This is a genomic window from Pedobacter paludis, assembly GCF_003173575.1.
GTDB classification, from domain to species: Bacteria; Bacteroidota; Bacteroidia; order Sphingobacteriales; family Sphingobacteriaceae; genus Pedobacter; species Pedobacter paludis.
On the sequence record NZ_QGNY01000006.1, the window covers coordinates 338,365 to 350,936 of the forward strand.

At 35.3% G+C, this 12,572-nt stretch carries 11 protein-coding genes; 2 read left to right on the plus strand and 9 right to left on the minus strand.

Going from position 1 to position 12,572, the window contains the following annotated elements; all coding sequences use genetic code 11:
- Positions 1 to 6 precede the first annotated feature (6 nt).
- Positions 7 to 435, plus strand: coding sequence for a hypothetical protein (locus DF947_RS17540; protein ID WP_109931345.1), 429 nt, complete (start codon positions 7 to 9; stop codon positions 433 to 435).
- A gap of 47 nt (positions 436 to 482) precedes the next feature.
- On the opposite strand, the gene DF947_RS17545 is transcribed toward DF947_RS17540, so the two are convergent.
- The 9 genes from DF947_RS17545 to DF947_RS17585 all read right to left on the minus strand — a co-directional run bounded on the left by DF947_RS17545 (position 483) and on the right by DF947_RS17585 (position 10,979).
- Positions 483 to 1,730, minus strand: coding sequence for a carboxypeptidase-like regulatory domain-containing protein (locus tag DF947_RS17545; RefSeq protein ID WP_109931346.1), 1,248 nt, complete (start codon positions 1,728 to 1,730; stop codon positions 483 to 485).
- Positions 1,731 to 1,824: 94 nt separating this feature from the next.
- The gene (locus DF947_RS17550; protein ID WP_109931347.1) at positions 1,825 to 3,057 is read right to left on the minus strand and encodes a carboxypeptidase-like regulatory domain-containing protein; all 1,233 of its coding nucleotides are present in this window, start codon (positions 3,055 to 3,057) and stop codon (positions 1,825 to 1,827) included.
- Between the two features lie 52 nt (positions 3,058 to 3,109).
- The gene (gene recN, locus DF947_RS17555; protein ID WP_109931348.1) at positions 3,110 to 4,762 is read right to left on the minus strand and encodes a DNA repair protein RecN; all 1,653 of its coding nucleotides are present in this window, start codon (positions 4,760 to 4,762) and stop codon (positions 3,110 to 3,112) included.
- A gap of 119 nt (positions 4,763 to 4,881) precedes the next feature.
- Complete coding sequence (locus DF947_RS17560; RefSeq protein WP_109931349.1) at positions 4,882 to 6,780, minus strand: M56 family metallopeptidase; 1,899 nt, start codon at positions 6,778 to 6,780, stop codon at positions 4,882 to 4,884.
- A gap of 77 nt (positions 6,781 to 6,857) precedes the next feature.
- Complete coding sequence (locus DF947_RS17565; RefSeq protein ID WP_109931350.1) at positions 6,858 to 7,229, minus strand: BlaI/MecI/CopY family transcriptional regulator; 372 nt, start codon at positions 7,227 to 7,229, stop codon at positions 6,858 to 6,860.
- A gap of 328 nt (positions 7,230 to 7,557) precedes the next feature.
- Positions 7,558 to 8,448 (minus strand): type IX secretion system protein PorD, encoded by an 891-nt coding sequence (porD, locus tag DF947_RS17570; protein ID WP_109931351.1) that lies wholly within the window; start codon positions 8,446 to 8,448, stop codon positions 7,558 to 7,560.
- Positions 8,445 to 9,641, minus strand: a complete 1,197-nt coding sequence (coaBC, locus tag DF947_RS17575; RefSeq protein ID WP_109931352.1) for a bifunctional phosphopantothenoylcysteine decarboxylase/phosphopantothenate--cysteine ligase CoaBC — start codon at positions 9,639 to 9,641, stop codon at positions 8,445 to 8,447. Before coaBC ends, porD begins: the two co-directional genes overlap by 4 nt.
- 78 nt (positions 9,642 to 9,719) lie before the next feature.
- Positions 9,720 to 10,046 (minus strand): DNA-directed RNA polymerase subunit omega, encoded by a 327-nt coding sequence (locus tag DF947_RS17580; RefSeq protein WP_109926040.1) that lies wholly within the window; start codon positions 10,044 to 10,046, stop codon positions 9,720 to 9,722.
- A gap of 3 nt (positions 10,047 to 10,049) precedes the next feature.
- Complete coding sequence (locus DF947_RS17585) at positions 10,050 to 10,979, minus strand: outer membrane protein assembly factor BamD (RefSeq protein WP_109931353.1); 930 nt, start codon at positions 10,977 to 10,979, stop codon at positions 10,050 to 10,052.
- Between the two features lie 354 nt (positions 10,980 to 11,333).
- Between DF947_RS17585 and DF947_RS17590 the strand changes: the two genes are divergently transcribed.
- Complete coding sequence (locus tag DF947_RS17590; RefSeq protein WP_158526289.1) at positions 11,334 to 12,257, plus strand: DUF3829 domain-containing protein; 924 nt, start codon at positions 11,334 to 11,336, stop codon at positions 12,255 to 12,257.
- Positions 12,258 to 12,572: the final 315 nt, after the last annotated feature.

Genomic DNA, 12,572 nt, shown 5'->3' on the forward strand with positions numbered 1-12,572 from the left:
ATCGATATGAAAAAGAAACAGATTACCTTAATGATTTTCGTTTTCGTTTTTATTCCATTTGGTGTTTGGTGTTTTTTTTTAAGAGAAGAGCCAATTTCAAAAGCTGGCTTTATACAACAAGGAATAACAACTATAAATGGAAAGGCCGAGATAAAATTATATGATAGCCAGGCAATTGATGGGGATACTATTGATTTTTATTTTGATGGAAAATTGATTTTCAGAAAGTTGGGCTTATCCGATACCGCCAGAGTTTATTACACTGGAAAGCTATCAAAAGGAGAACACTGGATAGGCATAAAGGCTGTAACCGAAGGATTTAATCCGCCAGCCACCCCTCATATTGGGATTTGTGATGGAAGGAAGACTGTTGATTTTGATATTGAATCTTTTAGAGATTCGACATCAGGCTCTTGGGTAGTAAATGTAAAATGACCTTTAAAAAATAGATAATTAATGCCTCAATAATTAGCGCTCTCTTTTTATTGTCTGGAATTCGTTTTACTCAAAGGAACATAATCCATAGGTACCATATCTGCTACTTTTTCATAAGCCCAATAACCTTCAAAAAGTAAAGAACGGGAATCGTAAATGCCTCCGTTCTCATAAAAACGAACTGGAGCCTGTAATAGGTTAACAATAGAAATTTCGTTTTCTGGAACATCCAATGGTCTAAAAACCCAAAATCCCGATTTTGAATAGGCCAAAGATTCTTTCTCTTTGGTGTATTGAATGCAAAGCGCATCGGTATAATTTAGCCATTTTAGGTTTTGGTTATAATCATGTACCAAAGTATCGGTTAAAATGTCTGCCCGACTAAATTTATCAATTGTTTTGGGCATGTCTCTTTGTTTGGTCCAAAAGTTTAAAAGAGCAGTATCTATTTTACCCGCAGTTTTTCTAACACCTGTTTTCTCTGGCAAGGTTTTGATTTTTCTTAAATTTTCGTTGATTACATATTCAGGATATCGGTTTGGATTGGGGATTTTAACCATTTTGGTAATGATGTAACCTTCTTCCTGGGCTTTGTTTTGATACAACGATTTAAAAAAATGCTGCGACGAACCATAATAGGCAATTTCTCTGGCTGCAATATATTTTTTCTTTTTAGCTGCGGTTGCTTTTAATTCTTCAAAAAATGGGTGACCGGAATAATAAATAATGTGGGTTCGAGAGTTGTACTCGAAATGATCTAACATATATTTTAATCGATAACCAAGCGCCCTATTCTCAACCACCAAAAATTCGGTTGTGGTAACGGTTAGCGTACTGTTTGTGATATCAAAATCTACATTTAAAACCTGCGGATTTAATATTTTGCATTGAAGTGCATTTGGCGTTTTTCCAATAAAGAATTCTTTAAACTGATTGATGTATTTTTGACGGTTTGGATCTGCACGAATTACAACTTCATCCAATTGAGCAACATTTTCTTTTAGCACCAAATCTACCTGAACAGATTGATCGGAAATGATGACGCTTTTTGAATAGGGCAGATAGCCCACTATTTGAACCAATAAATCGTAACTGCCGGGTTTTAAGTTTCCGATTCTGAATTTCCCATCGTTATCTGCAACAGTTGCAATTTTATAACCACTTAAATAAATGCTCGCGCCAGGCAAACCATCCTTTTTATCGCGAACGGTCCCTGTTATGGCAAACGTATTTTGAGCAAATGAATTAGCAGCCACAATGAGAAAGAGAAGGGATGCTAAAAGGCTTTTAATCATGGAGACGAATGTAGCCAAAAGCCTTAATATTTAGGAAAATGAAAAAAGAATTTTAACAATTTTAACATTCTGGAATTCAATAATAACCAAGCTTTTACCTTGGGGGAGGCACATAATCCATTGGAACACTATCCGCAACTTTTTCCCAAGCCCAATAACCTTCGTAAAGCATCGATTTCGTATTGTATACGGAGCCATTCTTGTAAAAATAAACGGGCCTTATCGATAAGTTTATTAAGGAGACTTGGTAATTTGGCATATCTAATGGTCTGGCAATCGATTGACCAATCCTGTTTGCAAAGGCATCATGTTCCCTTTCCTTGGTATAAATTACGTAAAGCACATCACTAAAATTTATGCTCTTTATGTTCTGATTAAACTGATGAACCAAAGTATCTGGAGAGATCTGTGCTCTGCTCAGTATAGAAATTCCCTGGGGTAAATTTTTCTTAGCGATCCAATAACTAAGTGAATCCTGACCATGCAAGTTTATACGTAAAGTTCCTTTTATACCTGTTTGTGCCTGGGTTAACCGTTTGATATTTGCTCTAATTGTACTGTCAGGCGGCCTTTCAGGGTTTGGTTTTCTAATCAGTTTATTAATAACAAAACCTTCTTCAAAGGAATTATTATTAAAAAGCGAGGTAAAAAAGTGTTGAGCTGAGCCATTGTAGGCTTCTAATCTTTTTTCTGCCCATTTTTTCTTTTTACCTGATGAGCCTGGTAAGTCTTCGTATGTTGGGTAGCCTTCGTAATAGATAATTCTCGAATTGTAATCATAAAGGAAATCATTAATTAAGTATTTGATTTTATATCCTAATGCTTTATTCTCTATGATTAAAAATTCATCTGTTTTAACATTGAGTAATCCCGCTTCCTTATTGTAATCTATCCTTAATACCTGCGGATTAAGGATTTTGCAAGATTCTGCATTCGGTGTTGTACCTATAAAATAACTTTTAAAAAGATTGATGTAGTTTTCTCTATTCGGATCTGGTTTTATGGTAACCTCAGCCAATTGCGTTACACTTTCTTCAAGAACGAAATCTAACTTTACACTTTTATCTGTGATAACAATATTTTTGTTTACGGCTTTAAATCCTATAAGCTGAACCAGAATATCATAATTACCTTGCTTTAAATTTAGAATATAACTGCCATCGTTATTTGTAGCGGTCGCAATTTTATAGCCACTTACATATATTCCTGTTCCGGGCAAAACTTCACCTTTCTTATCCCGAACGTAGCCACTTAAATTAAAGCTTTGTTGAGCAAAAGATTCAGCACATAATGTGAATAATATGAATAGGCTAAAAAAGATTCTCATTAATCAAATATAAACTAATTTATTAGTTAATCTAAATTTGAAATAATTATAACTATCCCAACAGTTCTTTTGCGTTTTCGATGGCAGAAGCACCTGGATTTTTTCCACTTAACATCTCTGCAATCGCAGCAATTCTTTCTTCCTGTTTAAGTTTACGGATGCCTGTAGTTGTTTTGCCACCATCTTCATTTTTATAAACGAAATAATGAGACATTCCTTTGGCCGCAATTTGCGGAAGGTGAGTGATGGAAATTACCTGCATATTGTTGCCGAGCTGCGCTATTACCTCACCAACTTTTAATGCGGTTTCTCCAGAAATCCCAGTGTCAATTTCATCGAATATTATGGTGGGTAGGGAAGTATGTTTTGCTAATAGTGCCTTGATTGCCAACATTAACCTTGATAATTCTCCTCCAGATGCTACTTTATTTACAGGGGCAGGGGCTTGACCTGCATTTGCTGTAAAAAGTAAGTTAATTTCATCCAAACCATCTTTACTAAGTTCTTCTTGTTTTTTCTGTGTTAGAACCAATTGAGCATTAGGCATACCAACTTTTTTTAACGTATTGCCAGTTTGTTCTTCTACACTTTTTATAGCCTTTATTCGATTTAAGCTGAGTTGATTGGCCTTTTTATGTAATTCAATTTTAAGTTGCTCTATTTCTTTCGTGAGTTGTTCGATATTTTCGTCTGAAGAAAGAAGTTGATTTAGATTGTTTTCCAGTTGTTTTTGCAATTCAAGCAGCTCCGTATTATCTGCAACCCGATGTTTTTGTTGTAAAGAATATAATAAATCCAATCGCTGATTTATTATGTCCAAACGTTCTGCACTATGCAAGGTATCGGCTTCCAACCCCGCGGTTTCATCAGCAATATCTTTAATTTCGATTATCGACGAACGCAATCTTTCATAAAGAATGTTAATCTCTGAATCAAATTTTTCAATGCTCTGTAATTGAACCTGTGCTTCTTTTAATAGCTGCAGGGCCGATGGTTCAGCTTCAGTTAATAAACCTGTTGTGGTTAATAATGCTCGTTTAATGCTTTCCGCGTGTGTTAACCGTTCTAATTCCTGTTCTAACTCTTCTTGCTCATGCTCTTTTAAGTTCGCCTGTTCAAGTTCATTAAAAAGAAATTGTTCATAATCCTGTTTACTTCTTGCCTCTTTTGCATCAGTAACTAGCTTCTTTAGTCGATTACTTTCTTGTCTTAATTTTTTAAACCCATTACGATAATCAAAAAGCAGTGCGTTGTGATTGGCCAGTGAATCCACAATCAACAACTGAAAATCTGCGTCATTAATTTCCTGGGTAGCATGTTGAGAATGGATATCAATTAATTTCTCTCCAATTTGCTTTAATATGGAAAGATTTACGGGTGTATCATTTATAAAAGACCGCGATTTACCATCAATAGAGATTTCTCTCCGAAGTGTGCTTTCATTAAAAAAATCAACATCATGTTCCTCAAAAAGCTCTTTTAAGTTTTCATCTCCCAACACAAAAGCGCCTTCGATAACACATTTTTTATCTTGATTAAAGAAATACTTGCTTTCGGCCCTTTGACCTAAAATTAAAGATAATGCACCCAAAATGATGGATTTACCGGCGCCAGTTTCACCAGTAATGATGTTTAAGCCTTTATCAAATTCGATATCTAGACTATCTATTAAAGCGTAATTGCGTATTGAAAGTTTTTGTAGCATAGAGACTACGAAAATAAACATTTAACCCCGTAGGTTGGAATCTCAAATCCAGTTTTTTCAAACAAAAAACGGTGGAGATGCTTCTCCACCGTTTCGAGTATAATTGGTTTGGTTTATTTTTATTGTTCTGGTCGCTCAGGTTTTTCTGATCTTTCTTTTTTCTCTTTTTTTTCCAGCTTCTCTTTTAACTCTTTAACCTCCTTATCGAATCTTTCTTTGATTTTTTTGTATTCTTCAGATTCTCTTACCTTTTTCGATGTTCTATCTTGCATAAAGATAACAGGGCCATCAGAGTCATATGAAAAGCTGCGTAATTTAACTAGAGAGTCTATGTTGCTTCGCGATAGTGCGGACATCTTTCTTGCGTCCAATCCCTTTACTCTCATTTTTAAACCATCTAATTGTGCTCTAAATTCTGGAGAATTCATTTTTATAGCCATTTCTTCACCCATTTTCTTCCACTTTGCCTGCGCTTCTGGTGAACTGAATTCCTTCACCATATCTTCGCTCATCTTTTTCCATTTGGCTTGCTCTTCAGGCGAATTCATTCTTTTTGCCATGTCTTCACCCATTTTTTTCCATTTTGCCTGTGCCTCTGGCGAGTTAAATTCTTTTGCAAAGTCATCTCCAAATTTTTTCCATTTGGCCTGGGCTTCAGGCGAGCTGTATTCTTTGGCAATATCGTCGCCAAATTTTTTCCATTTAAGTTGAGCCTCCGGTGAGCTAAATTCACGATATATTTTAGTCTGGAATAATGAATCTCTAAACTTAAAGGCAGTATCAGAGTTCAGTCTGTAAATGCGATTGCCTTGAAAAACCTGATTTCTGTAAAAATCTTTTCTTAGGCTATCAGGCATATCCTTAACCGAATTGTATTCGGTTTTGTTGCCGTTGGCGTCAATAGTTACAATTTTAATTTTATGTTTTTTTGTAGTGTCTAAATAAACAGCTGGAGTATTGTCTGAGATTATGTTAGACTGAATTCTGTTCTCTTTAACAATCTTTCTTATGGCTTTTTTCTTTTCTACAGGATTAATCCATGCAATAGAGAATAAGCAGGCAACACCTAAGGTTAAGGCTGCCATTTGTTGTTTGGCATTTAAATAGTTAGTTTTCATATTGGTTATTCTTTTAATACGCTGATATAAATTTTGGGTTTTGCCTGTTGCGGCCAAAGCATAAGCCGGGCTGTTTTTATCTTTTAGTAGTTCTAATTTGAGTAGGGCATGAGCATAGTTTAATGGTTTGCCAGTAAACTTCAAAACCAAATCATCACAGGCATGTTCCCTTTCAATATGTATGAATCTGCCTGCCATCCAAACGAATGGGTTAAAGAAAAGCAAGGTTTCTATTGCTGTTTTGATAAGATTTAGCAAGAAATCATTTCTGCGGATGTGCGATAGCTCGTGAATTAAAATGGCCTCTACCTGATCTTCATCCAATTGATTTACCAAGGCTAGGGGAAATAAAACTACTGGTTTTAAATAGCCAATAACCAAAGGAACATTTACAATTGAAGAAAGGTGAAATTTTATACTTTTGTTGATTTTTAGATTGGAAGTAACCTGAATAAAAATCTCTTTCCAGCGTTCTGGAATTGCACTTAAGCTTTCCTTTTTAAATTTGGATAACTGGCCATAGCCTTTTATAATTACAAAAAGCTGTAAAATTATTCCTATGATATAAAACGCTACAACTATTGGGAAGTATTGTTCGGCTTTGCTGCTAAAACTTTGAGGTAGATTATTGAAATACGGGTAGGCTTGTAGGTTCTGAATATCCCTAACTGATAATGTTCTGGTTGTACTTTGTTGTAGTTGATGAATAAAATTGTATCCGAAGCCTACAAACATGATTACGATAGCGCCAAAAGCCAGATTGTGTTTGTACTTGGCCGCCAATTTAGGCAAGCTAAATAAAACGATAAATAAAATACCGTAGATGATTGCACTTTGCCACAATGAGTTTAAAATGCTCCAGCCAAATGCTTTAATAAATTGTTGAACTAAAGTTTCCATAATGATAATTTTTTCTGATCGAAAATTTTAATTGTTTATTTAGGGATCCAAACCCTACACCTTTCAACCCGTTGCCTTTATTTAAGGCTATCCAAATATTTCTTTATCTCGTCAATTTCATCCGCACTGGCACTATGATTTCCCAATGCCTGCATTACTAACCTTGCTGCCGATCCGTTAAATACATTATCAATCATTTTATTCACCAATTGCTTTTCGGTTTTATCCCGATTTACAATTGCATTATAAATGTGTGTTTTCTGATTTGTATCTCTTTCTACCATTCCCTTCTCATGCATAATCTGCATTAGTTTAAGCGTAGTAGTATATCCAGAATCTTTTTTATTCAACGCTTCATGAACTTCTCTTACTGTAGCTAGGCCTTTTTGCCATAGCACCTGCAAAATTTCCATTTCGCCTTCTGTTGGTTTGATGTTGTTGCTAGTCATATTGTTACAGTTGTACGAATAATTTCGTATTCAAATGTACGAAGATATTCGTATAATCAAAATATTTTAACATTTTTTTAACTAGAAGACAAAAAATAAAATTAAATGTTGCACGAGATATGAATAGGATGGGAATGAATAACTCATTTTTGTCCTAATATTTATGCTGTTCGAGATGTTAACGGAGCGCATCTCGTACTGAGGATAATGATGGATTTGTAATCCATCTACAGTAATCAAGGTTTGCAAAACCTTCTTTATGCTTAATAAGCCAATTGCTGTTACAATTAACCAATTGATACAATTAATCAATTAACCTTTAAGCAATTTATTTCTTCAATCCTTCGTATTTTCCAATATTTGCAGGATCTATTTCCGCAAGCATATTGTAGGCTTTCATACGTTCCTGGCCATTTAATTTAGAAAGAACATTTGTAATTTCCTCTGCTTTGGATGCGAAGTAAACATTTGGAAAAATCGAACCTAGTTTTTGTTTATCCATTTGCTGTAAGGCCGGAAGCGCGGAAACAATCTGACCTAGTCCTTTATCATTATCTGTTAATTGATCTAATCCGCTTAAATGATAACTGTAAATAAATGAACGCAGTTCGCTGAAAACCGGATTAAGTACATTCTCATTAAACCAAAAACGATTGCGTAATCCATCGGCGGCTTTCCAACCAGTATTGCCAGATGTTTGTGCCAGATTAATTATGTTTTGTGCTTTTTTAAAATAAGGCGTTCCGCCCATTTTGCTAAAGCTATCTTTATCCAAGCCTATAATGGTGTACGCGTAATAGGATAGAAGCGCACTGATATTAGAAATGTAATTCTGATCTGAGAAATCTATTGTAGAGCCATCATTGTAGCTAAAGTCAAAATTTTTGTCGCTCATGTTCAGCAATGTGCTGTTGTAAGAACTGTTAAAAACCGGCCTACTGCTTTGAATCTGAGCTTCTGCGGTATAACCAGAACCTCCATCCCAAGAATTTATGGTGATTACAAAATTGCAATCTATCCGTTCCTGCGGTTTGTAGCTTTCGTTACTAAATTTGTTGTTGTTTAAAAAATCGCGGATTGTTTTTTGCAAAGCCTCTAAAGTTGGCTTACTAATGTTAGAAACCTGTGGTGCCAAAAGCTGAACTCTGGCGTTTAATTCTTGAGCATGCAGTTTACCTAAACCGATCAATAGAAGAAAAAAAACAAATCTTTTTATCATTGTATAATTTTTAAAATGGCATTACAAATATCCTTAGCAACCTCATCCTTGGCTTTTACTTCGAAAACCCTGCGCTCCAATGCCTTGTTAAAAATAGTAATTTTATTTGTATCTGATTTAAAACCCGCACCTTTATCATTTAAAGAATTAAGTACAACCAGATCTAAGTTTTTCTTTTCAAGCTTTCCCTTTGCGTAGTTTTCTTCGTCGTTCGTTTCTAAAGCAAAACCAACTAAAATTTGATGAGGCTTTTTATTTTTGCCCAAAGTGGCCAAAATATCTACCGTTTTCTCCAATTCTAAATTAAAATCGCTATCCTGCTTTTTAATTTTTTGATTGGAAATGGTTTTTGGTCGGTAATCGGCTACTGCGGCACACATTACCGTGATATCAGTTTGTTCAAAAATAGCTGTACATGCATCGAACATGTTTTGAGCGCTTACAACATCTATTCTTTTTAAAATTTCGGTAGCTTTTTGACTTGTCGGACCAGCAACTAAAGTTACATCGGCACCCAGTTTAGCCAATTCATCAGCTAAGGCGAAACCCATTTTTCCAGATGAATGATTGCCAATAAAACGAACCGGATCAATTGCCTCATATGTTGGTCCTGCGGTTACCAAAACCTTTTTACCGAAAAATGGCATCGATTTTTTCAATGCATGTTCAAGAAAAGATACAATTTCCTTAGGCTCAGCCATTCTACCTGCACCATGCAATCCACTCGCCAATTCACCGGTTCCTGGTTCTATTACTGTATTGCCAAAGCCCGTTATTTTTTGAATATTATTTTGAGTGGTTTCATGTTTCCACATGTCCAGATCCATGGCAGGAGCCACATATACAAGGCATTTTGCAGAAAGATAAACAGCGGTTAATAAATTATCGCATATACCCGTGGCCAGCTTTGCTAATGTATTTGCACTAATGGGCGCAATAATAATTAAATCGGCCCAAAGCCCTAATTCTACATGATTGCTCCACACGCCGGTTTCTTCTTCGAAATACTGCGTGTAAACTGGGTTTTTAGAAAGTGTAGCAAGTGTAAGTGGTGTAATGAAATTAGCACCATCAGGGGTAAGAATAACCTTAACGTTTGCACCAGCTTTAACCAAAAGTCTAACCAAAACGGCCGACTTATAAGCTGCGATACTACCGCAAACGCCAAGGATTATATTTTTGTTATTTAGCATGGAGCATATGGCTAATGCATAGAGCAAAACGCTTGATGCACAAAAATGCCATGCTCTAAACGCCTTGCGCTTTTGCTATTACTTTTGTTCTTTTGATGGATTTCTGTGATAAATTTTTTCATTCAAAAATTCATCAATCGCAACCAAAACTGGCTTAGGCATACGTTCGTAATGCTTGCTAATTTCAATTTGCTCACGATTTTCAAAAATCTCCTCTAAGTTATCGTTGCTCGATGCAAATTCTGCCAATTTACCATGCAATTCCTCTTTCATGTTATTAGAAATCTGGTTTGCTCTTTTAGCAATCACAACTAAAGACTCGTAAAGGTTATCAGTAGTTTTATCTAAATCGTGTACATTTCTGGTAACCGTAGTATTCGGTACAGCAGGTTTGTTAGTATTCATGTATTACTTGTTTTTAATATCCGTTTTATTAACTGTGGTGTCTTTTAGCTTTCCAGTTCTAATCAACATTTCCTTATATTTTGCCTGTTCAACCGCAAAGTCTGCAAGCTCTTGTTTAGTAAGAACCAAACCAGCATCAATATCTTGTTTTACTTGTTTTGCATCCTTAGTAAATTTACTATCAGGATGGTTCTCTGTAAATTCGGTATATAAGGATATGGCTTCATTGTAGCGATCTTCCTGACGGAAGACATAACTATTTTTCGCATATAAATACTGCGATTTGATCATTAAATAGTCCATTTCCTCAGCATACTTAATATCTGGAAAATCCCTCTGAGCATTTTTCAAGGCTATAACAGCTGCTCTGTAATTATCAACATTACTTGGGCCGGTAGTTAAGTACATTTTGGCATTTTCAAATGCTTTGTCTTCAAGTTTGCCTCTTAAATCCGCAATATATTTACTTGCAGCGGCCGCTCTATCACTTGTTGGGTATAGATTCACAAACAATTGTAAAGCATCAATTGCCTTGTAAGTATTTTCTTGATCCAATGAAAAAGTAGGCGATTCTAAATAATAACAATAGGCACCCATATACCTCGCTTCTTCAGCATTTTTACTTGCCGGATAGGTATCTGCGAAGCTTTTAAACTGATATCTTGCAGTGGTGTAATCACTTAATCTATATAAAGTATAAGCGTAATAATAGTTCAAATCTTCAGCTTCTGCACGCCCACGATATTTCTGGGAAAGGTCTTCAAAAAGCACCAATGCCTTGCTGTAATCCCTTTTATTGTACAAACGAAGCGCCTCTTGGTATTTCTTAGCTACGTCATTACTCGCCCTCAATTTCTCGAAACGACTTTTACAACCCGCTATACCCAAAGCGGCAACAAATACTAAAATAATTAAGTGTTTAACTTTAAACATTCTGCAAAGATAATTAATAATACGATAACATCAATAAAAACAATTGGGTACTAAGCTATGCAAAGCAATTCAGTCCAATCTAACCGTTAACAATTTTTAACATTATTTATCTAAACAAGGGTAACATGAAGCGCTATTTACTTTTTAAGAAAAGCCAAACCTGTACTTACTATATAAGGATAGTCCCGCCCTCATTACAAAGCCGCTCCCGAGAAAATCGGGATGCGTGTTTTTCATTTGGATCGGGTTTATTTCACTGCAAACAGTTTTTCAAAACTTTTGGTTGCATACTGTAATATTTATTACTTTAGTCCTAACATCCCGTATACAAAATATTATAAACAGATCAAAATTATGAAAAAAATGGGATTCCTTTTGGCGATGCTCTGTGCACTTGCCTCATGTAACTTAAAACAATCAAAAGAGAAAGATGACGGAACATTAAAATATGATTCACCAGAATTCTCTGAAAAGTTTAATTCATACATTTCGGTAACCAATTATTACAGCACATCAGATAAAGGAAGCAGTTGGGATGAAACCTTGACAAAGTTTTACGACCAATTGGGGACCCCTGAAAAAAAGAAGATACAAAAGGAAGATGTTTATTTCGGTAATTTTATGTGGGGGATAGATCAATCTGTTAAAGTTGCCGAAGCAAATGCTGAAAAAGCTCCAAAACTTGGCGATGCTGATAAAAACCTTATTGCGTTTTCCAAAGAAATTATCAGTGCAAGCGCCATCCTTCAACAGTTGGAAAGTTATTATAAAGGTAAAAGCTACCTTGATGATAAATATGCCAAAGCAAATAACCTATATAATGAGTTTATTGCCAAGCAGGCCAAAGTAGATTCCTTATATATCGTGCTCAGAAAAAGTATGGCTGGAATAAAAGAAAACCGCGATAACTATTTTGTTGAACTTAATAAAAAAGAAGGTAGGCTGGTTAGATATCATATGTTATTAAGTATGCGGTATGCAAAAGCGGCCTTTTCACAAATAGGAAATAAAGAGCTTGGACCCAATTTTAAAACCAATTATGATAAACTTACGCTTTCTGTAGATGAACTAAATAAACTTTCTGCAGATGATGGTGCTTTAGAAAAATCTAATATCACACTCAAATCCACTTTCGGGAACTATTTGGGCTATCTAACCTCTATTAAAGGGAGTTTTAGAATGCTAATGGATGTTAAGGATGACACTAAGCGTGAAGAAATACTCAAAAAACTAGATAGCGATTTTGCCGAAATGATTGATGATTATAATAGGATATAAAAATTTTCTATCCCGTTAAGTTCATTTTTCGTTCCCGAAGTCACGATTTCTTTTGATTTCAGGGGTTAAACATATACCTGATTTAATTCTATAGGATTAAATTCGCCATGTCTCTACCTGCTTCATTTGGTTTTCTTTAATTTTCCTTAATTTTTTCTTGTTGATTTTCATGCGTTTACGGTCTTTTTGGAAAATTTGTTGTTCCCGGTATTTGCCGTGGCGGATATTTTTTCTACTTTTGCATCCCGCTTCGGAGGAGACGGTTACATGGGATTAGGGGGAAGGGAATTATTTTGAAATAGTTCTTGGAGAGAG